The organism is Parvimonas sp. D9, assembly GCF_035282565.1.
Classification (GTDB): domain Bacteria; phylum Bacillota; class Clostridia; order Tissierellales; family Peptoniphilaceae; genus Parvimonas; species Parvimonas micra.
Genome location: NZ_JAYKBM010000004.1, coordinates 12106 through 37604 on the forward strand (window position 1 = coordinate 12106; position 25499 = coordinate 37604).

General features: G+C 28.9%; 23 protein-coding genes. 20 read left to right on the forward strand and 3 right to left on the reverse strand.

Features of this window, described 5'->3' with window-relative positions:
• Positions 1–44: 44 nt before the first annotated feature.
• From VJI94_RS04900 to VJI94_RS04955, 12 genes are all read left to right on the forward strand, one after another.
• Positions 45–998 (forward strand): ABC transporter permease, encoded by a 954-nt coding sequence (locus VJI94_RS04900; protein WP_324008550.1) that lies wholly within the window; start codon positions 45–47, stop codon positions 996–998.
• A gap of 1 nt (position 999) precedes the next feature.
• A complete protein-coding gene (locus VJI94_RS04905) occupies positions 1000–1794 on the forward strand; it encodes an ABC transporter permease (RefSeq protein ID WP_324008551.1) in 795 nt (264 codons plus the stop codon).
• Positions 1778–2530 carry an ABC transporter ATP-binding protein gene (locus VJI94_RS04910; RefSeq protein ID WP_324008552.1) on the forward strand — a complete coding sequence of 251 codons (753 nt, stop codon included), beginning with the start codon at positions 1778–1780 and terminating at the stop codon, positions 2528–2530. The genes VJI94_RS04905 and VJI94_RS04910 overlap by 17 nt, the downstream gene beginning before the upstream one ends.
• Positions 2531–3142 carry a dipeptide/oligopeptide/nickel ABC transporter ATP-binding protein gene (locus tag VJI94_RS04915; protein ID WP_324008553.1) on the forward strand — a complete coding sequence of 204 codons (612 nt, stop codon included), beginning with the start codon at positions 2531–2533 and terminating at the stop codon, positions 3140–3142.
• A gap of 91 nt (positions 3143–3233) precedes the next feature.
• Positions 3234–4307, forward strand: a complete 1074-nt coding sequence (locus tag VJI94_RS04920; RefSeq protein WP_324008554.1) for an acyltransferase family protein — start codon at positions 3234–3236, stop codon at positions 4305–4307.
• 83 nt (positions 4308–4390) lie between these two features.
• Positions 4391–5179, forward strand: coding sequence for an MBL fold metallo-hydrolase (locus VJI94_RS04925; protein WP_324008557.1), 789 nt, complete (start codon positions 4391–4393; stop codon positions 5177–5179).
• Position 5180: 1 nt separating this feature from the next.
• Positions 5181–5663, forward strand: a complete 483-nt coding sequence (gene rlmH, locus VJI94_RS04930; protein ID WP_324008558.1) for a 23S rRNA (pseudouridine(1915)-N(3))-methyltransferase RlmH — start codon at positions 5181–5183, stop codon at positions 5661–5663.
• Positions 5664–5670: 7 nt separating this feature from the next.
• Positions 5671–6588, forward strand: coding sequence for a tRNA 2-thiocytidine biosynthesis TtcA family protein (locus tag VJI94_RS04935; RefSeq protein ID WP_324008559.1), 918 nt, complete (start codon positions 5671–5673; stop codon positions 6586–6588).
• Between the two features lie 30 nt (positions 6589–6618).
• On the forward strand, positions 6619–7446 hold the full coding sequence (locus VJI94_RS04940) for a polysaccharide biosynthesis protein (RefSeq protein ID WP_324008560.1): 828 nt from the start codon (positions 6619–6621) through the stop codon (positions 7444–7446).
• Between the two features lie 1131 nt (positions 7447–8577).
• Positions 8578–8889 carry a PadR family transcriptional regulator gene (locus tag VJI94_RS04945; RefSeq protein ID WP_004831954.1) on the forward strand — a complete coding sequence of 104 codons (312 nt, stop codon included), beginning with the start codon at positions 8578–8580 and terminating at the stop codon, positions 8887–8889.
• A complete protein-coding gene (locus VJI94_RS04950; RefSeq protein ID WP_324008561.1) occupies positions 8882–10144 on the forward strand; it encodes a DUF4097 family beta strand repeat-containing protein in 1263 nt (420 codons plus the stop codon). Before VJI94_RS04945 ends, VJI94_RS04950 begins: the two co-directional genes overlap by 8 nt.
• Positions 10145–10217: 73 nt before the next feature.
• Positions 10218–11591 (forward strand): aminopeptidase, encoded by a 1374-nt coding sequence (locus VJI94_RS04955; RefSeq protein WP_029950155.1) that lies wholly within the window; start codon positions 10218–10220, stop codon positions 11589–11591.
• Positions 11592–11753: 162 nt separating this feature from the next.
• Here the strand turns inward: VJI94_RS04955 and VJI94_RS04960 are convergent, their stop codons facing one another.
• The gene (locus tag VJI94_RS04960; RefSeq protein ID WP_029950157.1) at positions 11754–12629 is read right to left on the reverse strand and encodes a 5'-nucleotidase, lipoprotein e(P4) family; all 876 of its coding nucleotides are present in this window, start codon (positions 12627–12629) and stop codon (positions 11754–11756) included.
• Positions 12630–13247: 618 nt separating this feature from the next.
• On the opposite strand from VJI94_RS04960, the gene adhP reads away from it, so the two are divergent.
• The 6 genes from adhP (at position 13248) to VJI94_RS04990 (ending at position 21730) form a co-directional block, all read left to right on the forward strand.
• On the forward strand, positions 13248–14261 hold the full coding sequence (gene adhP / locus VJI94_RS04965; protein WP_041953310.1) for an alcohol dehydrogenase AdhP: 1014 nt from the start codon (positions 13248–13250) through the stop codon (positions 14259–14261).
• A gap of 425 nt (positions 14262–14686) precedes the next feature.
• Complete coding sequence (pflB, locus tag VJI94_RS04970) at positions 14687–16933, forward strand: formate C-acetyltransferase (RefSeq protein WP_248111431.1); 2247 nt, start codon at positions 14687–14689, stop codon at positions 16931–16933.
• Between the two features lie 90 nt (positions 16934–17023).
• On the forward strand, positions 17024–17752 hold the full coding sequence (gene pflA / locus VJI94_RS04975) for a pyruvate formate-lyase-activating protein (protein WP_324008562.1): 729 nt from the start codon (positions 17024–17026) through the stop codon (positions 17750–17752).
• A 125-nt stretch (positions 17753–17877) separates the two neighbouring features.
• Entirely contained in the window at positions 17878–18558 is a 681-nt protein-coding gene (locus VJI94_RS04980; protein ID WP_004831934.1) for a response regulator transcription factor, read from the forward strand.
• Positions 18548–19759, forward strand: a complete 1212-nt coding sequence (locus tag VJI94_RS04985; protein WP_324008563.1) for a HAMP domain-containing sensor histidine kinase — start codon at positions 18548–18550, stop codon at positions 19757–19759. Before VJI94_RS04980 ends, VJI94_RS04985 begins: the two co-directional genes overlap by 11 nt.
• 543 nt (positions 19760–20302) lie before the next feature.
• Complete coding sequence (locus VJI94_RS04990) at positions 20303–21730, forward strand: carbohydrate-binding domain-containing protein (RefSeq protein WP_324008564.1); 1428 nt, start codon at positions 20303–20305, stop codon at positions 21728–21730.
• 79 nt (positions 21731–21809) lie between these two features.
• Here VJI94_RS04990 and VJI94_RS04995 read toward each other — a convergent pair whose 3' ends face one another.
• Together VJI94_RS04995 and VJI94_RS05000 are read right to left on the reverse strand one after the other, a co-directional pair.
• Positions 21810–22214, reverse strand: coding sequence for a GNAT family N-acetyltransferase (locus VJI94_RS04995; protein ID WP_278478221.1), 405 nt, complete (start codon positions 22212–22214; stop codon positions 21810–21812).
• 8 nt (positions 22215–22222) lie between these two features.
• Positions 22223–23545, reverse strand: a complete 1323-nt coding sequence (locus VJI94_RS05000; RefSeq protein WP_324008565.1) for a PLP-dependent aminotransferase family protein — start codon at positions 23543–23545, stop codon at positions 22223–22225.
• A gap of 95 nt (positions 23546–23640) precedes the next feature.
• On the opposite strand from VJI94_RS05000, the gene VJI94_RS05005 reads away from it, so the two are divergent.
• Positions 23641–24192 carry an ECF transporter S component gene (locus VJI94_RS05005; protein ID WP_324001658.1) on the forward strand — a complete coding sequence of 184 codons (552 nt, stop codon included), beginning with the start codon at positions 23641–23643 and terminating at the stop codon, positions 24190–24192.
• Positions 24193–24978: a PfkB family carbohydrate kinase gene (locus tag VJI94_RS05010; RefSeq protein ID WP_324008566.1), complete on the forward strand. Its 786-nt coding sequence runs from the start codon at positions 24193–24195 to the stop codon at positions 24976–24978. It abuts the gene before it with no gap.
• Positions 24979–25499 lie beyond the last annotated feature (521 nt).

Genomic DNA, 25499 nt, shown 5'->3' on the forward strand with positions numbered 1-25499 from the left:
AAGATGACTGTTTTATATGTAGAAGAATTTGGATTGGAATTATTATGAAAAAATTTTTAATTAAAAGATTTACAATTTCTCTAATAATTTTGCTTGGGATATGTGCCTTTATGTTTATTTTATTGCAATTATCTCCAGGTAATCCATATATGGATTCTATGAAACCTGGAATGAGTCCAGAGCAAATAGAGAATATGTTAATTCAAAAAGGCTATTATGACCCTGTTTACTTAAAATTTATAAAATGGTTTAAAGATATTCTATTTTTTGATTTTGGATATTCTATAAAATATGGACAAAGTGTAAGTTCTTTGATTATGGAAAGAATTCCAAATACTTTATTTATAACATTACCAGCTTTTACAATTGCAATTATTTTATCAATTTTTGTTGGACGTTTTGTTGCCTATAAAGGTGGATTTTTAGATAAATTTGTAGATATTATTTCTGGAATAGGAATTTCTATACCAACATTTTTATTTGCAATATTATTTATAAAGTGGTTTGCTTTTGATATTAAAATATTTCAAATTTCAGGTACTGGAAATCTTTCTAACAAAGTTGGAATGGAGTTTATTTTGAATAAAATTTATTATGCTTTTTTACCAATTTTAGTTCTAACTGTTATTCAGTTTTCATCATTGGTAAGATTTGTTAGAGCGTTTATGCTATCTGTAAAAAAGGAAGATTATATTAGAACATATCAAGGGTTTGGAATGACAAGATATGAAGCATACAAAAAAATAGGATTTAGGAATATTTTACCAAGACTTTTAACAATGATTTTTACAGAAGTTCCTAATTTAATTTCTGGAGCTTTGATTACGGAAACAATTTTTGTTTGGCCAGGTCTAGGAAAACTAAATTATGACGCAGTTTTTTCAAGAGATTATCCACTAATTATGGGAATAATTATCGTGATTTCTTTTGTAGTTTTGATTTCTAATTTAATAGCAGATATTATAAACTATTATTTGGATAAGAGGATAGGTATTTAGTATGAAAACGAAATTTACAGTTGGAAGTATTTTATTTATATTAATATTGTCATTTGTTTTTATAGCACCAAAATTTTATGGTAAAAATCCAAATGAAGTAAATTTAACTATGGTTGAAAAAGCTCCAAATAAAGCGAATCCACTTGGAACTGATGAAACTGGAAGAGATGTGCTTGCAAGATTGATGGCAGGCGGAAAAGTTTCTTTGACTGTTGGAATTTTAGCAAGTTTAGTAAAATTGTTTATATCTCTATTTCTTGGATTTTTTGCAGGATATTTTAAAAAGTTAGATAGAATAATTATGAGAATTTGCGATGTGTTTATGTGTTTTCCATTCTATGTGCTTGCTATTTCAATATCTGCATTTATTGGTCCATCAATTAAAAATTTAATTATTATAATTGCATTTTTTACTTTTGCATCGTCTACAAGACTTATAAGGACTGAGATTAAAGCTATTAAAGATAAAGAATTTATTCAAGTTTTAAAGATAAATGGAGAAAGTAACTTTAAAATTTTGATAAATCATATTATTCCAAATCTTAGAAATACAATTTTAGTAATATTTACTACTTCTGTAGCACAAGGAATTTTAATGGAATCTTCGTTGTCCTTCTTTGGTTTAGGTGTTAAAGAACCTATGTCAAGTTGGGGTTCTATGTTATCTGTTGCATTAAATATTTTAAATATTCAAAAGAAGTGGTTTATGTGGCTACCTGCAGGTATTTTAGTTTTAACTTTAGTATTTTCTATAAATTTGATGGGAGAGGGGCTTAAAAATGATAGAAGTAACTAATCTAAAAATTGAAGTTTCAGAAAAAGTTCTGGTAGATGAAATTAGTTTTAAACTTTCTGAAAATTATAGTTTAGGAATAATTGGGAGTTCTGGTTCTGGAAAAACATTGACAAGTTTATCTTTAATGGGACTTTTAGACACAGATATTTATAAAATATCAGGAAGTATAAAATTATTTGGAGAGGAAATTATTGGAATTTCAGAAAAAGAGATGGCTAAGAAAAGACTTTCAGAAATATCTTTTGTCTATCAAAATCCATTTAATACTTTTTCTCCAGTAGAAAAAATAAAAAATCAGTTTGATAGAATTTATAAGATAAAAAAGTTAAAAAAAGATAATGAGAAAATAAGAAGATTATTGGAAGAAGTTTCTTTAAATGAAAGTCATCTTGAAAAATTTCCTTATGAACTCTCTGGTGGGGAATTACAAAGACTGGTAATAGTAACCGCTTTATTATTAAATCCAAAAGTATTAATTTGTGATGAACCCACTACTGCACTTGATGTTGAAGTAGGGGAGAAAATAATTGAACTTTTAAATACTATTAGGAAAAAAGAAAAATTATCATTGATTTTTGTAACTCATGACCTTAGTATAATTGGAAATATTACTGAAAGACTTATAATTATGAATAATGGTAAAATTGTTGAGTCTGGTAAAACAGAAGAAATCTTAATGTCTCCAAAAGATGAGTATACAAAAAAATTATTAAGCTATTCAAGGTTAGGTGATTAAATGTTAGAAATAAAAAATTTAACCGTAAAATATGAAGAAATTATTCTAGATAATATTAATCTAAAATTAGATAAAAAAATATATGGCTTAAAAGGAGATTCTGGTTCTGGAAAAACTACTTTTATAAAAGCTTTACTCGGACTTATTGAGTATAAAGGAGAATTATTTCTTGATGGAGAAAAATTGAAAAATAGAAAAAACTTTCAAGTGGTCTTTCAAAATCCTTTTAATTCATTTGATTCAACAAGAAAAATAAGATTTTCTATCGATGAGATTTTAAGTCTAAATGGAGTTGAAATTAATTTGGAAGAATTGGCTAATAAAGTAGGAGTTGATACTTCGCTTTTTGATAAATATCCTAAAGAATTGTCAGGTGGAGAATTGCAAAGACTTTCAATTGCAAGAGCAATATCAACAAATCCCAAAGTTTTAATTTTTGATGAGCCTACATCTGCTCTTGATGTGGAAAATCAGAGAAATATTTTAGATTTAATAAAGACATTTAAGGACAAAATTATAATCTTTATAAGTCATGATTTAAAAGTAATAAAGTATATTTCAGATGAAGTATTAATTTTAGATAAAGAAAGTAAAAAAATAATCTTAAAATAGTAATATATTAATATATAATTTAAAGTTTGACATTAGTAATTAATTACTATATACTAAAATTCATATATTTATTTGTTGTGAGGTAGAAGTTTTGATAAAGAATTCGGAAATAAAAGAAAGAAATTATGGAATTGATTTGCTTCGAATTATTACAATGTTTATGATTGTAAATTTGCATATTTTGTATCATGGTGGAATTTTATCGAGTGAAAAATTATATTTTGGAAGTACAAAATTTAATATAGTATGGATAATAGAGATAGTTTCTTATGTGGCTGTGAATTGTTATGCTTTGATATCCGGTTTTGTTGGAGTCAATTCAAAAAATAAGTATTCCAATATAATTTTATTATGGCTTAGAGTTGCTTTTTATTCTATTTTAATATATTTAATAGCTTGTAAATGTGGAGTTGTAGAATATGATCACAATACTTTTATCACTTATTGTTTTCCTGTTTTGAATACAAAATATTGGTATTTTACAGCATATTTTGCTCTGTTTTTCTTTATGCCAATATTAAATGTGGGGTTACAAAATTTAAAGTATGAGCAACTTAGAAATGCAATTATTATGATAATAATTGTAGTTTCTATACTTCCTTTTATTTATGCAGGAGATGTTTTTCATTGCAAAAATGGATATAGTTTTGTATGGTTAATGGTTTTATATTTAATTGGCGGTTTTATAGGAAAGTATAATTTGAATATAAAATTTTCTAAAATTTTAATGCTATTATTATTTATTGTTTGTGTAGCTTTGGAATTTGGAAGTCTATATTTGACAAATTATATGAAATTAAAAGGAGTTGAAAACTTCAAATATACTTTAGTTTCATACACATCTCCAACTATGCTGTTATCAGGAATTGCATTGCTTGTTCTATTTTCAAAACTAAAATTAGGATTTTTAGGAAAGATAATTTCTTTTCTTTCTCCTCTTTGTTTTTCGGTTTATTTAATACACGAGCATAAAGTAATTAGAAATAAATATATAGCTGGACAATTTGAAAGGTTTTTGGATTATCCGACTAAAGAAATGGTAATTTCAATAGTAATAACAGTAATTTCTATATTTTGTATTGGAATATTTATAGATTTTTTTAGAGAATGTTTATTTAAAATTTTAAGATTAAAAAAATTGTTTAGTTTTATTGATAAAAATTAGGTGAAAGCCTAATTTTTTTATGTAAATTTTTGGATTTTTTATTAAAAATATGATAAAATAAGGCTTGTATGAATGGAGGAAATATGGGCTTAAGATTTTGTCCGCTTTTTAGCGGGAGTGACGGGAATTGTTGCTTTTTAGAAGTTGATAATAAAAGATATTTAATAGATGCAGGTTTTAGTGGAAAGAAAATTGAATGTAATTTAAAACAATTGGGAGTTGATCCAAGTACGATTGATTTAATATTTTTGACTCATGAACATATTGATCATATTAGAGGTGCAGGGGTGCTTTCCAGACGTTATGATATCAAGATTTGTTCTAATGTTGAGACATTGACTGCCGGAGCATCTAAACTTGGTAAAATTAAAGATGAAAATATTGTGGTTATCGGCACTGAAAAGAAGCACAGATTTTCTCTTTTTGATTTATATACCTTGGAAATTTCTCACGATTGTGCGAGAGGAATGGGCTTTGTTTTTAATACGGATTATGGGAAAGTCAGCCTTTTAACTGATACGGGAATTATTACAAACCACATGAAAGAAAAGATTAAGGGGTCAAAGATTTTTTATTTTGAGGCAAATCACGATTTGGAAATGCTTAAAAAAGGACCTTATGATTATAATTTAAAACAGAGAATTTTGGGAGATTTCGGACATATTTCAAATGTTACAAGTGGAAATGTACTCTCCGAAGTTGTAACTGACAAATGCAAAAAGGTATATCTTGGACATTTAAGCGAAACGAATAATGAAGAAAAACTAGCTTATGACGAAGTTTTTGGGATTTTAAATAAAGAAAATGTAATACAATATACGAATTTAGAAGTTGCAAAGAGATTTGACAACAGCAGTATAACGGAAGTGTAATATGAGTATAAAAATTTTATGTGTAGGAAAACTATCTGAAAAATTTTTTAAAGATGCTTGTGATGAATATAAAAAGAGAATTTCAGCCTTTTCAAAAATTGAAATTATTGAAATTCCTGAAGAAAAAATTTTGACACAAACTCCAAGTAAATTGGAAATTAAAAATGTATTAAAAAAAGAAGAGGGAAGAATTTTAAATAAAATTTCAGACTCCGATTTTGTGATAACTCTTGAAATTTTAGGAAAATCAGTGAATAGTGAAGATTTTTCAAAGTTTTTAGAAGAAAAAATGAATGACGGAAACTCAAAATTTATATTCGTAATCGGTGGAAGTTTCGGACTAGGAGATGAAATAAAGAAAAGAAGTAATTTCAAACTTTCTTTTTCAAAATTTACACTCCCACACCAATTATTTAGAGTTGTTTTATTAGAACAAATCTACAGAGCTTTTAAAATTATGAATAATCAAATATATCATAAATAGGAGAAATATGGAAAATAAGGAAATAAAAGATATAATGGAAAATAGAGAAAATAACTTACAGGCGACTTGCCCTGTTCTTTTTCCTGAAAACGAAAGAGCCGAGCTTAAAGATATTGAAAGGTCGCTGATAAAAAGATATAGAAAACATATTTGGTCAAAATTTGTAAAGGCGATTAAAGAATACAATTTAATAGAAGATGGAGATAAGATAGCAGTTGCAATTTCAGGTGGAAAAGACAGCTTGATTATGGCAAAACTCTTTCAAGAGCTTAAAAAGAATGGAAAAGATAATTTTGAACTTGAATTTATAGCGATGGATCCGGGTTATCATCCGTCCATAAAAGAGTTGCTTTTAGAAAATGCAAGTTATCTTGAAATTCCTCTTACATATTATCCTGCTGATATTTTTGCGGTTGCGGACAAAATTGCAGGAGATTATCCTTGCTATATGTGTGCAAGAATGAGAAGAGGCTCTCTCTATGCGAAAGCTAAAGAGCTTGGTTGTAACAAATTGGCATTAGGACATCATTTTAATGATGTCATTGAAACTACAATGCTCAACTTACTATGCGCAGGAAGTTTTAAGACAATGCCACCTAAACTAAAGGCGAAAAATTTTGAAGATATGGAAATAATAAGACCATTATATCTTATAGAAGAAGAATATATCATAAGGTGGATGAAATCAACAGGACTTACGCCTTTAAATTGTGCTTGTATGGTTGCAGCGAAAAAAATCGGAAACAAAAGATATCAAATAAAGGATTTAATAGAAAATTTGAAAAAAGACTTTAAAAATGTCGACAGTTCAATTTTTAGAGCAGCAGAAAATGTAAACATAAATTTACTATTAGGCTATGAAATAAATGGACATAAAGTCGATTTCAACGAAAAATACGAAAATGACAATCCGTTTTATGAATAGAATATTTATATTAATTATGGGAGAATGAATATGAAAAATAAAGTTTATATTACTGGAGTTTGTGGAACTGTAGGATTAGAGTTGGCAAAATACTATATAGATAAAGGCTTTTATGTTATTGGAATAGATATTAATGAAAATGAGATAGTTGTTGTTGAGAAAAGTATAAAAAATGAAAAAGTAAAATTCATTCCTTTTGATGCTTATTCTAATGAGGCTTTAAATTTAATGGATACTTTAAAACCTGATATTGTTATTCATTCTGCTGTTATAAAAAATACTAAATACAACGAAATTTATCGAGATTATTATCATAATGTTAATGTTGAAAACACGAAGAAATTGATTAATAAAGTGTTAAATTCTGAATACGTAAAAAGATTTATATTTTTATCAAGTGATGAAGCATATAATCCTGTAAACTTTTTTGGAAAAGATAAATTAGAAGTTGAAGAAGTTATCAGAACTATCAACAGTAACGATAAGATAGTACAAGCTGTTAGATTTCCATTTATACTAGAAAGTAAAGGCTCTGTTTTTCATATATTTAGAAATCAGGCAAAGAATGATTTACCCTTAACAGTTACACATAAAAATATAAAAAAGATAGCTACCGATATAAAAAGTTTCATTGATATTTGGGCTAAATTTGACGATAAAATACTTGAAAATGGTATTTTTAATTTCGAAATTGGAAGAGAAATTCATATATATGAACTTGCTATGGATACAATAAGAGATATGAAATCAAGTAGCAATATAGTAATATCAGGATTAAGAGAAGGAGAAGTTTTAGATAGAAAAATTATTAAATCTAATGAAGAAAAAATCTATGATAGGATTTTTAAACTAAATTAAGTTCTAATTCATCAGATGTAAAAAACTTTTGACAATTAAAAAGTTTAAATGTAAAAGAAATTTGGTATAATTTACGTATTTTATAATAGAATTTTATAAAAAATAGTTATAACAGTGAATTTTTTATTCGCTGTTTTTTTGTTGGAAATTTTAATGTATCTGCGATACATTTTAGTTTTGCTTATTCATAAGCAAAACTATGAGATTTCTCCGTTTCGCTATCGCTACAGTCGAAATGACGTATAAGGGAAAAGTCGCTGTTTTAGGGCTAGACGTTAATGGGAAATAAACTTCAAAAAGCTATATTTGATAAAATTTAAAATAGTTTAATAAAATTGAAATTACTAAAAATTGTATAAATCATAATAGTTCACGTCATATTACTTTGCAAAGAAAAGCCCCTAACACGTCATCTTGAGCGAAGTGAAACGAAGTCGAAAGATCTCAATTATTGTTTGTTTACAAACAATAATATTTCTGAAAGAAATTTTAAAAGAACTAGAAATTAATTTTTTATTAAATTTGAAAATCAAATCAATGACTAAGATTTTTTTCTGTAATTTATGTATCTACGACACATTCACTTTTGTTTGCAACAAAAGTCTGAGATTTCCACAGTCGACTGTACTCAAATCGAAGATTTGAACAATCTTTGCGTCAGACCTACTATTGATTGTTTACAAGCAAAACTATGAGATTTCTCTACTACACTCTACTTCGCTACGCTTCGTTCCATTCCGGTCGAAATGACATATAAGGAGAATAACTTTGTTAAGTGGCTAGATGTTAATGGGAAATAAACGTTAAAAAGCATAAGAGTAAAATAAATAAAATTTAAATAATTTAATAAAACGGTAATTATTAATATGTTGTATAAAAAAATATTTCACGTCATGTTATTATGCAAAGAAAAGCTCACGACACGTCATCTTGAGCGAAGTGAAACGAAGTCGAAAGATCTCAATTATTGTTTGTTTACAAACAATAATATTTCTGAAAGAAATCATAAAAGAGCTAAAAATTATTTTTTATTAAATTACAAAACAAAAATCCCAAAAAATATATTGACTTTATATACTATACATTATATAATATAAGTAAGTTAATAATAGTTAGGAGAAAGGAGTGCTTATGTTTTCAATTCAGGGAGAAATTTTAGACTTTTGTGTTCTTGCGATAGTTAATCGAAGCGATACTTATGGTTATGAAATTACTCAGAAACTTATGGCTACTATTGAAATTTCAGAGTCAACTCTCTATCCGGTTTTGAGAAGACTTTTAAAAAATGGTCTTTTGGATAGTTATGATGTAGCTTTTGATGGTAGAAATAGAAGATATTATCGTATAACAGGGGCAGGTCGAGATGTTTTAAATTTTAATAAAGAAAAATGGAATATATATGTTAAGCAGGTAAATCAAATTGTTGGAGGTAATGATGAGTAGAAGAACTTTTATGCGAAAGCTTATGTCTTATCTAAAAAATATTTCGAGGACAGAAAGGCAAAATGTAGAGAATTTTTACAATGAAATGTTTGATGAGCAGGGAATCGGTCTTGATGATGAAGTTCCTGAAAGTTTTGGAAATCCGAGAAAAATTGCAATGGAAATTTTGGCAGAAGATATTGAAATTGAAGAGGAAAAAAGTGAAAGAAGTGGTAGAAAGAAAAATAGTTTTTGGAAAAAATTATCTCTTGTAGGACTTGGAATTTTTTCTTTTCCATTATTAGTTCCAATTTTTGTTATAGCAATTCTTTGCTTTGTAATTTGGATTGTATTTTCTGTTGTAGGATTATTGATTTCTTTGCTCACTTTACCTTTTTCATTTATTTTTAATCCCGAATCAATTATTACTTGGGGTTGGAAAGTTATAGTATTTATAATTTTAGTCTATATTTTTGCGTGGATGATAAAGGGACTTTATAATATGCTAATTAATGATATTTCAAAAAATCCGGGCAGATATAACAGAAAATATGTTAGAGTTAATTATCAACCTAGTGAAAATGAAGATTATGAAATTTATGAGGAGGAAGAAATGGACTATTCAAATGCAAATATGGACACTTTTTTTGAAGATATTGACGATATAGAAGTTGATTTTAATACTTTAAGTGTAAAATTTGAAATCAGTGAAGATGAAGTTGTTAGAGTGAAGTCAAGAAATTTAAGAAGAACTAAATTGTATTGTGAAAAAACTCAAAATAAATTGAAAATTTATAATAAGGGTTTAGTTGGTCATCTTGATGATAGAGGAATTATAATTGATGATGATTTTATTAAGGATTCTTCACTTACAATTTATGTTCCTGAAGATGTTTCAATTTGTGGAGAAATTAATGCTTCAAGTATTAAAATGAAAGATTTAGAGCTTAGAGATTTTAATTTAGAAGTAAATGCCGGAAATGTAAATCTAAATAATCTTGAAGTTAAGAACTTTGATGTTGAAGTAAATGCCGGAAATATCAGAGGAGATGTTGAATATCAAGATATGTTTGAACTTGATGTCAAGGCGGGAAATGCTACACTTGAAGTTGATAAATTGTATGGAGAAATAGAATATGAATATAGTGTTGGAATGGGAAGTGTAAAAATTTTCGGAGAATCCTTTGCAGGATTTGATAAAAGCGGAAGAAAAAACAGAGTTTCTGATGTTAATATGAAGATAAAATGTGAAGCGGGGAAAGTTACTATAAGTTAATTTTATAATTTTACTTGTCAACTTAATTATGTTATAATGGTCTTGTAAAATATTTTATATTAGGAGGAAGGTTATGACTAACAAAAGTGCATGGTTACAAATTGAAGATGCAGAAAAAGATTTAGTTTTTAGTTTCTGCGAAGACTACAAAAAGTTTTTATCAGTTGCAAAAACAGAAAGACTTGCTTGTACAGAAATTATTCGTCAAGCGAAGGAAAAGGGCTTTAGAGATTTGGAAGAACTTTATAAATCCGGTGAAAAATTTAAGGCGGGAGATAAGTTTTATATAAATCATAAAAATAAGTCAGTAGCTCTTTTCGTAATGGGGACTGAACCTTTAGAAAACGGATTGAATATCGTTGGGGCGCATATTGACAGTCCACGTTTGGATGTTAAGCAAAATCCTTTGTATGAAGCAAATAATTTGTCAAAATTAAAGACTCACTATTATGGTGGAATTAAATTATATCAATATGCAACTATTCCTTTGGCAATTCATGGAGTTGTTTACAATTCTGCCGGAGAAAAAATAGATATACATATTGGAGAAGATAAAGGTGATCCTGTATTTTGTGTAACAGACTTATTAATTCACTTATCTAAAAACCAATTAGGTAAAACAGCTCGTGAAGCCTTAGTTGGAGAACAAATGAATATTCTGATGGGAAATATACCTTTAAAAGATACTGAAAAAGACGCTGTTAAAGAAAATGTTTTAAAATTGATAAAAGAAAAATATAATTTTGAAGAAGAAGACTTTAAAATTGCTGAATTGGAAATTGTACCAGCAGGAGAAGCAAGAGATTTAGGATTTGACAGATCAATGGTTTTAAGCTATGGTCAAGATGATAGAGTATGTGCTTTTACAACAATGCGTGCTATTTTTGAAATTGAAAATCCTAAGAAAACAGCCTGTGGATTATTTATGGATAAAGAAGAAATAGGTTCAATGGGTAATACAGGTATGGCATCATATTTCTGGGAAAATACAATGACTGAACTTGTAAATCTTGAAGGAGAATTTTGTCAATTAAAAGTTAATCGTTCTTTAAAAAATTCTAAAGTTTTATCAGCAGATGTTACAGTTGGTTTTGATCCTGATTTTCCTGATGTTTGTGAACAAATGAACTCTGCATTTATCGGCTCAGGAATTTCAATTTGCAAATATACCGGAAGCGGTGGAAAATTCGGTTCAAGTGATGCAAATGCTGAATTTTTAGCGGAAGTTAGAAAAGTATTTAAAGAACATAATGTTGTATGGCAAACTTCAGAACTTGGTAAAGTAGATCAAGGTGGTGGCGGAACAATCGCATTACTTCTTGCAAAATATGGTGCAGAAGTTTTAGATGCAGGTCCTGCTACATTAAGTATGCACTCACCTTATGAAGTTACAAGTAAAATAGATGTTTATATGAGTTATAAAGCATATAAGGCATTTATGTTATAAGATTTAAGATAAAAACAAACCCACCTGAAAGATGTTAAACATCAAGCGGGTGGGTTTTCGTTGTAAAATAATCTACTTCTTAATTATTTATGAAATAAATCAAAAGTAGCTAGTCTTAATTTGTAAAATTGTAATTTGATTTTAAAAATTTTAATTTAATTTCTATTTATGCTCTTCAACTGTATTTTTTTCAATATTAAATACTTTTAGAGCTGATTTTCTAAGTTTATCTTTTTCTTCATCAGATTTTTTAAAATCATTATTGTATAAAGTTCCTTCCCAACTTCCATACATTGGATTTGGTAACATTATATATTTATCTCCCCAGTCATTTGCATGATCTTTAACGAATTTATCTCTTCCTTTTAATGATCCGTCTTCAGGAGTTGCAAAGTCATGTAAATTATCTCCGACTAACATAACAATCTTATGAGTTTCTTCAATTTTTTTACGTCTGGCATCTTTGCCCTTTTCTCCTTTTGCTTTTAACATTAAGTTTCCATCTGATTGTAGAGGAAGTTCTTTTTCTAAAAGATTTTTCTTAGTAGCTTCAAATTCTGTTTCTGCATTTCTATCTGTTACATAATAAATACTAACATCATTTTTATTTGCAAAATCTAAAAATTCTTTTGCTCCATATACAACATCAGCTTTTGCATACATAACCCATTCATGCCATCCTTCTGGATAGGATTTTCCGTTAATTGCATAATAAGCTTGAATTGGTGAGTTGTCAAGAACTGTTTCATCCAAGTCTAAAACGACAGCCAATTTTTCGCCTTTAGCTTTATTTTTAATTTTTTCTTCCAATGATTTTTTTGCAGCATTATATCCTTGAGTGTAAAGCGCTTTAGCTTCTGCAGATGTTTGATACCAAGTAACTGCCATTAAATTCTGAGAAGGCAGATTGACCTTATCTTTTTTCTCTTGAGTTTCAGTTTGCTGTTTAGGAGCTTCCGCCTCCTTCTTGGCGGGTGCTGAACAAGCACTTAACAATAACAGCATAGCTAGTAATAAACTAGATTTTTTCTTAAACATAATATCCTCCTAATTTTGTTACAATCTTACAAAAATAATCCAATTTTATTGTGGAACAATTACCCATACAATGTAAAACATTGTGGAATAGCAGGGTTCTCGTTTACATTAGTTTAACATTAAAAAAAATAAATTTCAAGATTTTTTTATTATAATTAAATTTATTTAAGAGGTAAATTTTTATTGTATTTTATGTTTAACAATTAATATATTTATCAATTTAAAAAATAAAAACGTTTTTTGTTTTAATAAAAAATATTTTGAAAAAATTGATATTTTATTAAAAAAAATTTATTTAAATGTTGACCATTACAATATTTTAAAATAATTATATTAATTAGGAATAAGTGTGATTTGCAATATACTTCGAGAGTAAAAAAGTTTGAATAAAATTCAAAAATATATTTTTATTTGTGAACAATATTTGTTAAAAACATCAACAACACGATAAACCGCAAAAATTTTAAATTATTTTGTTAAAAAATATTGACAGCGTTTGCTGATGGAGTTATAATAAGAATGTAATGAAAGATAATTTCAAATATTTCACATAAAAAATTTATTTGTTAATTTTTTGAGATTATTATAATAAAACAGTTTTATGAAGGAGGTTTTTTTATGAAAGCTGTAGTTGTTAATAAAGAAGGAACTTGGGTTGAATTGGTTGAAAGAGATATCAGAAAACCGGGTTACGGAGAAGCGTTAGTAGATGTTGAGTATTGTGGAGTTTGCCACACTGACTTGCATGTTGCTAAAGGAGATTTTGGAAAGGTTCCGGGTCGTGTTTTGGGACATGAAGGTATCGGTATTGTAAGAGAACTTGGCGAAGGCGTTAAGTCTTTGAAAGTTGGCGATAGAGTAAGTATTGCATGGTTCTTTGAAGGTTGTGGTTGTTGTGAATATTGCGATACAGGAAGAGAAACTCTTTGTAGAACTGTTAAAAATGCAGGATATTCCGTTGATGGTGCAATGGCAACTCAATGTATTGTAACTGCTGATTATGCAGTTAAAGTACCTGACGGATTGGATCCGGCTCAAGCAAGTAGTATTACTTGTGCAGGTGTTACTTGTTATGCGGCAATTAAAGCAGCAAAACTAAGACCGGGTCAATGGATTGCACTATACGGAGCAGGCGGACTTGGAAACTTGGCTGTTCAATATGCAAAGAAAGTTTTTAATGCTCACGTTGTAGCTGTTGATATAAATGACGATAAACTTGCTCTTGCAAAAGAATGCGGTGCAGATATTGTTATAAACGGACTTAAAGAAAATCCTGTTGAAGTGATTAAAGAAAAAACAGGTGGTTGTCATTCATCAGTTGTTACCGCTGTTTCAAAAGTTGCTTTTAATCAAGCTATTAATTCTGTAAGAGCAGGAGGAATAGTCGTAGCAGTTGGATTGCCTTCAGAAACTATGGATGTATCTATAGTTAAAACTGTTCTTGACGGAATTGAAATTATCGGTTCACTTGTAGGAACAAGAAAAGATTTGGAAGAAGCGTTCCAATTCGGTGCAGAAGGAATGGTTGTTCCGGTTGTTAAAAAACGTCCAATAGAAGATGCCCCTGCTATTTTCAAAGAAATGGAAGATGGAGTTATTACAGGCCGTATGGTTATAGATATGAAAATGTAAAATAATTTTACTTTAAAAAGGGGCTTTGAGCCCTTTTTTATTGTGAAACAACAAAGTTCTTGGGTACCCGCCAGATGCAAAGTATTGTGAAAGGGTGAGATTCTTATTGCAAAATGACAAAAAATGGAATAGGGATTTAAAAATTATTTTTGCTTTAAATTCTATATTGTGATGTAATAAATTTGTTAAAAAAATTAATATGTTATGTTGTTTAATGAAAACGATTAAAAAAATTTATGGATTAAATTATTTAGAAATTTAGATACAGTTTTACAAAGTGAAAAAAATTTTGAAAATTTTATGAAAATGTTTGAAAATATATCATTTTTGTGATTGTAATCACTGACGAAAGTTTTTTCTGGGTATATACTATAAACATAGTAAATAAGTTTACATAATTAATATAAATTTTAGGAGATGATTTTATGGACGCTTGGAGAGGTTTTAAAAAAGGTAATTGGAGTGAAAATATTGATACAAGAGATTTCATTCAATTAAATTATACACCTTATGAAGGAGATGAAAGTTTCTTAGCTGAACCAACTGAAAGAACTAAAAACTTATGGAAAAAAGCTGAAGACTTAATCTTAGAAGAAGTTAGATCAAAAACTATTAAAGTTGATACTACAAGAGTTTCAGGAATTAATAATTATCCTGCAGGTTATTTAGACAAAGAAAATGAATTGATTGTAGGTTTTCAAACTGATGAACCAATGAAGAGAATCGTAAATCCTTATGGCGGATACAGAATGGTTACAAATTCTTTAGATGCTTATGGATTAAAGATGGATCCGACAATCGAAAAATATTTCAATGAATTTAGAAAAACTCATAATCAAGGTGTTTTTGACGCTTATACTTCTCAAATGAGAAAAGCTAGAACTGTTGGTCTTTTAACAGGTCTTCCAGATGCTTATGGACGTGGAAGAATTATCGGAGATTACAGAAGAGTTGCTCTTTATGGAATTGACAGATTAAGAGAAGATAAATTAAATGAATTTAGAAAATTGGAAAGTGAATTAGCTTCAGAAGATATTATCAGACTTAGAGAAGAACTTTCTGAACAATACAGAGCTTTAGATGAAATGAAGAAAATGGCTTTGGAATATGGTTATGATATTTCTGTTCCGGCTACAAATGCTAAAGAAGCTATTCAATGGTTGTACTTTGCTTATTTAGCAGCTGTTAAAGAAAATAACGGAGCTGCAATGAGCCTTGGTAGAAATGGTGGTTTCTTAGATATCTACATCAAGAGAGATATTGACGAAGGAACTTTAACAGAAAGTGAAGCTCAAGAATTAATCGACCAATTCGTTATGAAACTTAGAATGATGAGACATTTAAGAACTCCTGAATATGATGATTTATTCGCTGGAGATCCTACTTGGGTTACTGAATCTCTAGGTGGTATGGGTCTTGATGGAAGAACATTAGTTACTAAGACTGCTTTTAGAATTTTACACACTTTAACTAATTTAGATTCTTCACCGGAACCAAATATGACTGTTCTTTGGAGTTTAGATTTACCGGAAGCTTGGAAAAACTATTGTTCTAAAATGAGTATTCAAACAGGTTCATTACAATATGAAAATGATGATGCAATGAGACCGGTTCACGGAGATGACTATGCAATTGCTTGTTGTGTATCTTCAATGGTAATTGGTAAACAAATGCAATTCTTTGGAGCTAGAGCAAATCTTGCAAAATCACTTCTTTACGCTATTAACGGTGGCGTTGATGAAATGAAGAGAGCAAAAGACGGTTCTCTAATCAAAGTTTTAGATGGTATTGAACCAATTAAAGATGAAGTTTTAGATTTTGATAAAGTTTATGCTAATTATAAATTAGTTTTAGAAAAAGTTGCAAAACTTTATGTAAATACAATGAATACAATTCACTATATGCACGATAAATACGCTTATGAAGCTGGACAAATGGCTCTACATGATACTTTTGTTCATAGATATATGGCATTCGGTGTAGCCGGTATTTCAATCGTAGCTGACTCATTAAGTGCAATTAAATACGCAAAAGTTAAACCAATCAGAGATGAAAACGGCTTAGCTATTGACTTTGAAGTAGAAGGAGATTTTCCAACTTACGGAAATGATGATGACAGAGTTGACTCAATTGCAGTGGAAGTTATTGAAGGATTTATGGAAGAACTTAGAAAAACTCCTACTTACAGAAATTCTGAACATACACTTTCAATCTTAACTATAACTTCAAACGTAGTTTATGGTAAAAAGACAGGAACAACTCCTGACGGAAGAAAGAAAGGCGAACCATTCGCACCAGGAGCTAACCCAATGCACGGAAGAGATAAGACAGGTGCAATTGCATCACTTAACTCAGTTGCAAAAATTCCTTTTGCTGGATGCTGTCAAGACGGTATTTCTAATACATTCTCAATAGTTCCAACAGCTTTAGGAAAGAGTGAAGATGAAAGAAAAGTTAATTTAACAAACTTAATGGATGGTTATTTTGAACAATTAGCATTCCATTTGAATGTTAATGTACTTGACAGAGCAACTTTATTGGATGCTTATGATCATCCAGAAAAATATCCAAACTTGACAATTCGTGTTTCTGGATATGCAGTTAGATTTAACAGACTTACAAAAGAACAACAAATGGAAGTAATTCACAGAACTTTCCACGAAAGTCGTTAAGAAGTTGCAAAGTAAATGATAAAATAAACAAAGCAGGTTGTCCTGCTTTGTTTTTTCTACATTTTTTTATAATAATTAAAAGGTGATTTTATGGTAATAGGCAGGTTGCATTCAATTGAAACAATGGGGCTTGTTGACGGACCAGGCATAAGAACAATTTTCTTTTTACAAGGTTGTCCTCTAAGATGTCTTTACTGTCATAACCCAGATACTCAAGCATTGCAAGGCGGTACGGAGATAACGCCTGATTTTGTGCTGTCTAAAGCCAAAAGATATAAGACCTATTATAGAGATAATGGAGGAATAACTTTTTCTGGTGGAGAGCCTCTTTTACAAGGAGAATTTCTTGCTGAAACTCTAAAATTATTAAAAGAAAATGGATATAACACTTGTATTGACACAAGTGGTTATGGAAATGAAAAGTATTTTAAAGAAATTTTAGAAAATACAGATACAATTCTTTTAGATGTAAAAAGTTTTTCAAATCAAGGTTATATAGAAATGGTAAAACAAAAAATGGACGGTTTCTATACATTTCTAGATTATGTAGAAAAATATTTTAAAGGAAAAATTTGGTTTAGACATGTTATGGTTCCCGGTTTTACGGATAATAAGGAATCAATGGACAAATTTATTGAAATAATTAAACCTTATCGAGATAAAATTGAAAGAGTTGAAATTTTACCATATCATTTGATGGGAGTTGCAAAGTACAAAGAAATTGGAAGAGATTACAAACTAAAAGGTGTACCGGCAATGAACAAAGAAAAAGCTTCAATGCTTGAAAGTTATGTAAGAAGTAAATTGAATTTAAATTAATTTGTTTTTTTAACAATATTTTTGATAAATAAAAATCACTCGTTTGAGTGATTTTTTAATACTTGATTTTAAGTTGTTTTAAGGTTATACTGTTATTATTATAAATAGAAATACGGGGTGATTTTATGAGAATTTTAATTTGTGAAGATGAGATTGATTTGGCAGATGGTCTTTGTACTATTTTGAAAGGTAATAAATATTCTGTTGATGTCGTTTATGACGGAGAAGAAGCTCTTACTTATCTGGAAGCGGAAAACTATGATGCCGTTGTTTTAGATATTATGATGCCGAAAGTTGACGGAATTACTGTTTTAAAAACTATAAGAGAAAATGGGAACAGTATTCCGGTTATTATGCTTACAGCAAAGTCTGAACTTGAAGATAAAGTTATAGGACTTGATTGTGGAGCGGATGATTATCTAACGAAGCCTTTTGAAGTTAAAGAACTTCTTGCAAGACTTAGAGCCATAACCAGAAGGAAAGAAACTGTTACAGACAATGTTTTAACATTTGGAAATATCACCTTAAATAGAACAAATTTTGAATTATCTTCTGAAAAAGGTAGTTATAAACTTACAAATAAGGAATTTCAAATGCTTGAAATGCTTATGTCAACACCTTCAAATATAATTTCTGCAGATACTTTTATGGATAAAATATGGGGTTATGATACAGATTCCGACATAAGCGTTGTGTGGGTTTATATTTCATATCTTAGAAAGAAACTTGCAAAGTTAGATGCAGATGTTGAAATAAAAGTAACTAGAAATGTTGGCTACTCTTTGGAGACTATAAATGGAAAGTAAACTTAGAAAAAAGTTTATCTATTTTTCAGTTGGGATTATAGCAATCGTGCTTTTGTCAATAATGGCATTTGTAAATGTTACAAATTTTTATAATCTTAAACGTAGTTCTGATGAGCTGTTGAAAACATTAGTGGAAAACAATGGAGTTATGCCAAGTTTTAAACTTAATGATAATTCTAAAGAAGAAAAAACTGTCTATTTAAAAAATTTCTCAAATAGATTTTTCACAGTTAAGACGGATAATAAAAAAAATGTTATAACGGTTAATACTGATGATGTATTTTTTACAAGTGCATCTGAGGCGGTAGAATACGCAAAAGATGTTTTATCCAGCGGGAAAAGTAGAGGATATTATGGAGGTTTTAAATATGTTGTTGAAAATACAGAAAACGGTAAATTAATCGCCTTTGTAGATGTTGTAAAAGATTTTGACGTTTTTTATTCGAATCTTGGTAATAGTGTTGTTATAAGTTTCTTTGTTTTAGGATTTGTTACGTTTTTCTCATTCGTTTTATCTAAAAAGGCTGTTGCACCGATGGTTCAAGCCTATGAAAAGCAAAATGCTTTTATTACAGATGCAAGTCATGAGTTAAAAACTCCGCTGGCTATAATAAATACGAGTGCAGATGTGCTCGAAATGGAAAGCGGAGAGAGTAAATGGACAGGAAATATTCACAAGCAGGTAAATAGATTAAATGGTCTTATCGGAAATTTGATTTCACTTACAAAACTTGAAGAATCAGACGATTTGGACAGATTAGAGTTTTCACTTTCAGATACACTTGATGATTGTGTTATGGACGTTAAGGATTATGCCTTAAGTTTGGATAAAAATATTGTTACAGATATTGAAAAAGATATTTCCTTTAAGGGAGATGAAAAGTTAATTAGGCAGGTTATAGGAATTTTGCTTGATAATGCTATCAAATATGCAAGAGAAAAAAGTGATATAAATGTTAAACTTACAAAACAAAATAAGAAGATATTATTTACTGTAGAAAATGAAGCAGATAATTTAGAGATTAAAAACTATAATATTTTGTTTGAAAGATTTTACAGAGCGGATAGTTCAAGGAACAGTAAAACCGGCGGATATGGGATCGGACTTTCTATTGCTCAGTCAATTGTTTTAAAACATAAAGGGAAAATTTCTGCTGATAGTTTTGACGGAGAGAGAATTGTTTTTACAGTTAAATTATAAAAATTGAATAATATAGATTAGAGCTGTTATTAAATTAATAGCTCTTTTTGTTTTATTTTATATAATTTTAAATAATTTTTTTCGAACTTTTAAATACATTTTGAAGTTTATTTACCTTTAACGTCTAGCCCTTAAGCGAAGATTTCTCCTTATTTGTCATCTCGAGCGTAGTGCAACGTAGTCAATCTAGCTCTAACTTAGATTATTTACTTGTAAATAATCTATAGTAGGTCTGACGCAAAGATTGTTCAAATCTTTGATTTGAGTACAATCGACTGTAGAGATCTCATACTTTTGCTTATGTAAAAGCAAAGTTTAAATGTATCGTAGATACATCAATTATTGTAGTCTAATTTTTATAATTTAATGTTTATGTTAATCTTCCTATCATATAATTTTCCTTGATACATCATTTTTTTCTTATTCTAAAATATTTTTAAAATAAAAATATATTTAAGGTTAATCAAAGGTTGTTTTTATAAAATATAATTACAAAATATATATAAGAATTTAATTGTATTGAAATAGTATTAAGGAGGACATATGAAGGCTAATAAATTGGTAGTTGAATTATTCAGTTTAGCTATATTGTCCGGTTGTTTGATAGCTTGTAGCAAACCTACAAAGGAAGCCAATACACAGTCTATGCAAAACATGAAGGTAAATAGAACAAATTCAAATGCTAAGTCGAATATTTTTGCAGATGATGATTATGATGCAATGATTGATGAGAAAAATAGTACAGTGTTGAATTTAAGTGATATTTCTAAATTAAAGGCAAAAAATGTGAGCGTATCGGGAAATGTTATAACTATTTCTTCAGGAGGTACTTATATTTTAACCGGTAAACTTGACGATGGGCGAATAATAGTTAATGCAAAAAGTGATGATAAAGTTAGACTTGTTTTAAAAGGAGTTGAAATTTCTTCGACTAGAGGGAATCCTATTTTAGTTGAGAATGCTAAAAAAACGATTATTACTCTTGCATCAGACACTAAGAATAAATTAGAGCTGAAAGGAGAATTTAATAAAGAGGAAAATAAGGATTCAGTTATTTTTTCAAAGAGTGATTTAAGTTTTAACGGTACAGGAATTTTAAATCTTTTTTCACCTTATGGTAGAGGGATTGTATCTCAAGATAAAGTAGTCTTTGTAGACGGTAAGTATGCAATGGATACTGCGGGAAATACTGTAAGTGCTAAAAATTCTGTAGCAATAGCCGACGGTAAGTATGATATTAAGTCGGGAGAAAAAGGCACAGGATTAAAAACTACCGGAAGTGATAATAAGGGCAGTGTGTATATTGCAAATGGAAATTTTAATATTTCTGCCGGAAAAGACGGAATAAATTCAAATTCGAAAGTTACAATTAACAATGGAAATATAAAGATAAAAAGTGGAGATAATGGTATCGAAAGTGAAAATATAGACATAAGAGGCGGAAACACACAGGTTGTTTCGAAAGATGATGGCATATTTGCAAGTGGCAAAAAAGATACTAAGCCGGATTCTCTGCATATACAAATAAGTGGAGGAAAGGTTAATATTTATTCTGAAAAGAATGGATTAAATTCTAAGGGTGATATTTCCGTAACCGGAGGAGAGACAGTTGTCGAAAGTTCAAGTAATACTGAAAACTTGACAATGAATTATAGAGGTTCTGCAAAAATAACCGGTGGAACATTCGTCGGAGTGGGAAACGATTCAATGGTTAAAAGTTTTGGAGATTCTTCAACTCAGGGAAGTATGCTTATGAAATTTGATAAAAAGACTAAGGAAGATTTGAAAGTTTTAGATGAATCAGGAAAAACTTTAGCAGAATATAAACCGAAGTCGGAATATCAAACGGTTATAGTAAGTACAAAAGATATTAGGGAAAATAAAAAATATAAATTAGTGGCAGGAGATCAAACTTTGGACGTTTTCTTAGATAAAATAAATTATAAATCTGCCGAACTTGTTGAAAAATAATTGAAATAGGTAGAAAAAGTAACTGAAGATTATAAAAAGCTGTGAAAAAATTCGCAGCTTTTTTAATGAAATTTTTAAACTATCTAATATATGAAATTGTATCTTTTTCTTCGATTTTTACCATCTCTACAGATTTGTAAAATTCATTATCTCTGACATCGTGAATATCTGTAAAAAGGCAAAAAGTTCTAACATCTTTATATTTTTCAGAAACCGCCTTAAACAGCTTTGTTCCAATTCCTTGTCTATAGTAATCAGCATCTACAATCAAGTCTTGAATAAGTAGTATATGTTCACCATCTCCAACACAACGAATAAAAGCTATTAATTTATCATTCTCGAAAGCACCTAAAAGATAAAGTGAATTTTCAAAAGCTCTTTTTAGTTTTTCGTCATCTTTTAGATATGCTGACCAGTTTGCAGACTTAAAGATTCTCTTTATATCTTCAAAGTATTCATTAAAATCAAATTCTCTTAATTCCATATATCCTCCTAAATTTCTAAAAATAATTTTACTCCCTCTTTTAGTTTTTCTTCACTAAGTGTTGCAAAACCTAATAAAATAGAAGGAATTTCTCTTTTTGTTCCATAAGAGCTAAGTCCATAGACTTTTATCTTTTTTTCTTTCGCTTTTTTTACAATATATTCTTCCGAGTAGTTTTTTGGATATTCTAAAACTACATGAAGTCCTGCGTCTGCTCCTCTTATTGTTATATCTTTTCTTTCGCTTAACATATCAATTAATAATTGTCTTTTTTTAGAATAAATTTTTCTCATTCTGTTTAAATGTTTTTCAAATTCTCCTGTCTCTATAAAAGCGGTAAGCATTTTTTGAACCATAATTGAAACCGGACAGATGAAAAATTTAAAAATTTTATTATATTTTTCAACCAAATCGAAGGGTAGAACCATAAAACTAACTCTAAAACTTGGTGAGATTGACTTTGAAAAAGAGCCGATGTAAATTACTTTATCATTCACATCAATTGATTTTAATGCAGGAACAGGTCTTTTTGAATATTTAAATTCACTGTCGTAGTCATCTTCAATTACATATTTTATCTTTTTCATATTCAAAAGCTCAACACGTCTTTGCATATTCATAATAACTCCGGTTGGAAATTGATGTGCAGGAGTTATAACACAAAAATCCGATTTTGACATTTTTAATTTTTCTAAATCCATTCCATTTTCGTCAACTGAAATAAATTCGTATTTTATATCATTTGTATCCATTATATTGGAAAGCATACTATATCCCGGGTCTTCAATTCCAAATTTTCCTGAAATCAATTTAAAAATAATTTGGAAAAGATATTCGGATCCGCTTGAAATAACAATTTGTGAAGGTTCTGCTTTAAAACCTCTTGATTTATCAAGATATTCTGAAATTTGTGTTCTAAGTGGAAGATAACCTTGATAATCAACTTTCTCTAAAATATCCTTATTGTCGAAAATATTTGAAGATATTTTTTTGAATATCTTATAAGGAAATTCTTCACTTACACCACTGTATGAGAAGTCATATTCGATATTTTCTTCTTCTTTTGTTATGTGGATTGGCTTGCTATCTAGGACATAAAGCTCTCCAACATCAGAAACGAAAAACCCCTGTCTCTCTTTTGAGTAAATAAAGCCTTCTTCCAAAAGTTTTGAATAGGCATTATCCACAGTGTTTAAGGAAATTTTATATTCCTTTGCCAAATTTCTCTTGCTTGGAAGTTTTGTATTTGCCTTGTAAGTTCCATTTATTATTTCGTTTTTGAAATATTCGTAAATTTGCATATAAAGTATGCCGTTATTTAATACTAACATTCTGACACCATAAAAAAATATTATTTTGATACTACAAAGAGTATCAATAGATATATTATACTATATTCGGTCATAATTAACAAAGGGGTGTTTGTATGGAAAGTAAATTAAACATAAAAAAAATAACATTAATAGGAGTAATGGCAGCGGTAGTTTTTGTAGCATCACAAATTCAAATTCAAATACCATTAGGTGCGAGTGCAACCAGAGTACATATCGGAAACGGATTTTGTTTGTTATGCGGACTTTTGTTAGGACCTATTGCAGGCGGACTTTCAGCAGGTTTAGGATCAGCAATTTTTGACCTAATAAATCCGATTTATCTACCTTCTGCACCATTTACATTTACATTTAAGTTTTTAATGGCTTTCATATGTGGTAAAATCGCTTATTCAAATGGAGCAAAAGCTGAAAACTTTAAGAAAAATTTAATAGGTTCAATAACAGGAGCTGTTACTTATGTAATTTTATATTTATCTAAAAGTTATATATCTGATATTTATGTTAAAGGATTACCTCAAGCAGGAGCAATTGCAAAAGGATTACAAAGATTATGGGCTTCATCAATTAATGCAGTTGTTGGAGTTTTAATTGCCGTTTTATTGGTAAAGGCTTTAAAACCGATTTTGAAAAAGGCCATAAGATAGATGAAAATTTTGGTTTTTAATGACTACTGTGTTGTTGGAAATATGGCAATTAAGGCTAATATTTCTGTATTATCACAAAACGGACATGAAGTTTTTGGAGTTCCGACCAAAATATTCTCATCTAATATGAGTTATAAGGATTATATCAGTTTTTGTATGCCGAATTTTTCAGAACTTGTTAAAAAAATATTTGAAATCAACAAAGTTGATGCAATTTATATTGGATTTATTGACAATGATGAAGTTTTTGTAATAATAAAAGAAATTTTACATAATTTTAAAGGGAAAGTCATTTTAGATCCAATACTTGGAGATAATGGAGTAAAATACTTCGGAACAACAGGAAAACAAATAGCTTTTTATAGGGAAATTTTGAAGTTTGCAGATGCAGTAACGCCAAATTTAACAGAAGCAATATTGCTTACCGATTATAACAAAAATTTCTCTGAAATCGAAAGAGAAGATGTAGAAAAAATAGCAAAAAATCTTCTTGAAATGGGAGTAAAACGAATTATTATAAAAAGTTTTGAAAAAAATAATATACTTAATACCTTATGTTTTTCTGAAAATACAATAAAATGGTTTGAAAGTAAAAAAATAGATATAAAAATATGTGGAACGGGAGATGTATTTTCTTCACTTGTAACATCTGAGTTAGTAAAGGGAGAAAAATTAGAAAACTCCATACAAAAAATTCAAACTCTATTATTTGAAAATATAATAAAACAAGAAAAACAAGATGGATTAAATGAAATACAATTGGAAAACTTTAAAATAGGCGAATAGCCTATTTTTTATTGAGAAAAACTATCAAAGTTTAATTAAGAATAAGATTTATTATTTTATGTATCTACGATACATTTACTTTTGTTTGCTTGCAAACAAAAGTATGAGATCTCTCAACTTCATTCGTTTTACTCATTTTAGTCGAGATGACGTGTTGGGAAGATTTTCTTTGCCAAGTGCTATGACGTGAATATTTTTATATTACTTACAATTTTAAAATTTATTTATTTTTAACGTCTAACAATCAATCGAAGATATTTTCTTATACGTCATCTCGACCGTAAGGAAGCGGAGCTGAGTGCAGTGGAGAGATCTCCTGAGGCTCTGTGCTATCAAACAAAAGTAGGTCTGATGGAGTTATTGTAGCATTGATACAATATTTCCTAAAGCTCTCTGCTTTCATATAATCAAATAAAATTTCTACAGTCAGGTGTACTAAATTTAAAGAAATTAGAAATTTATTTATCATTCTTCTTTTTGATTATGATTATTTGTTTTTATTGCAGGGTATATTTTTATCA

Bases quoted from the DNA above. Each gene is read 5' to 3' on its own strand.
- pflB (WP_248111431.1), top strand. From the start codon at position 14,687: ATGGACGCTTGGAGAGGTTTTAAAAAAGGTAATTGGAGTGAAAATATT.
- VJI94_RS04980 (WP_004831934.1), top strand. From the start codon at position 17,878: ATGAGAATTTTAATTTGTGAAGATGAGATTGATTTGGCAGATGGTCTT.
- VJI94_RS04905 (WP_324008551.1), top strand. From the start codon at position 1,000: ATGAAAACGAAATTTACAGTTGGAAGTATTTTATTTATATTAATATTG.
- VJI94_RS04915 (WP_324008553.1), top strand. From the start codon at position 2,531: ATGTTAGAAATAAAAAATTTAACCGTAAAATATGAAGAAATTATTCTA.
- VJI94_RS04950 (WP_324008561.1), top strand. From the start codon at position 8,882: ATGAGTAGAAGAACTTTTATGCGAAAGCTTATGTCTTATCTAAAAAAT.
- VJI94_RS04940 (WP_324008560.1), top strand. From the start codon at position 6,619: ATGAAAAATAAAGTTTATATTACTGGAGTTTGTGGAACTGTAGGATTA.
- VJI94_RS04935 (WP_324008559.1), top strand. From the start codon at position 5,671: ATGGAAAATAAGGAAATAAAAGATATAATGGAAAATAGAGAAAATAAC.
- VJI94_RS04945 (WP_004831954.1), top strand. From the start codon at position 8,578: ATGTTTTCAATTCAGGGAGAAATTTTAGACTTTTGTGTTCTTGCGATA.
- adhP (WP_041953310.1), top strand. From the start codon at position 13,248: ATGAAAGCTGTAGTTGTTAATAAAGAAGGAACTTGGGTTGAATTGGTT.
- VJI94_RS04995 (WP_278478221.1), bottom strand. From the start codon at position 22,214: ATGGAATTAAGAGAATTTGATTTTAATGAATACTTTGAAGATATAAAG.
- VJI94_RS05005 (WP_324001658.1), top strand. From the start codon at position 23,641: ATGGAAAGTAAATTAAACATAAAAAAAATAACATTAATAGGAGTAATG.
- pflA (WP_324008562.1), top strand. From the start codon at position 17,024: ATGGTAATAGGCAGGTTGCATTCAATTGAAACAATGGGGCTTGTTGAC.
- VJI94_RS04925 (WP_324008557.1), top strand. From the start codon at position 4,391: ATGGGCTTAAGATTTTGTCCGCTTTTTAGCGGGAGTGACGGGAATTGT.
- VJI94_RS04990 (WP_324008564.1), top strand. From the start codon at position 20,303: ATGAAGGCTAATAAATTGGTAGTTGAATTATTCAGTTTAGCTATATTG.
- rlmH (WP_324008558.1), top strand. From the start codon at position 5,181: ATGAGTATAAAAATTTTATGTGTAGGAAAACTATCTGAAAAATTTTTT.
- VJI94_RS04900 (WP_324008550.1), top strand. From the start codon at position 45: ATGAAAAAATTTTTAATTAAAAGATTTACAATTTCTCTAATAATTTTG.
- VJI94_RS04960 (WP_029950157.1), bottom strand. From the start codon at position 12,629: ATGTTTAAGAAAAAATCTAGTTTATTACTAGCTATGCTGTTATTGTTA.
- VJI94_RS04985 (WP_324008563.1), top strand. From the start codon at position 18,548: ATGGAAAGTAAACTTAGAAAAAAGTTTATCTATTTTTCAGTTGGGATT.
- VJI94_RS04910 (WP_324008552.1), top strand. From the start codon at position 1,778: ATGATAGAAGTAACTAATCTAAAAATTGAAGTTTCAGAAAAAGTTCTG.
- VJI94_RS04955 (WP_029950155.1), top strand. From the start codon at position 10,218: ATGACTAACAAAAGTGCATGGTTACAAATTGAAGATGCAGAAAAAGAT.
- VJI94_RS05000 (WP_324008565.1), bottom strand. From the start codon at position 23,545: ATGTTAGTATTAAATAACGGCATACTTTATATGCAAATTTACGAATAT.
- VJI94_RS05010 (WP_324008566.1), top strand. From the start codon at position 24,193: ATGAAAATTTTGGTTTTTAATGACTACTGTGTTGTTGGAAATATGGCA.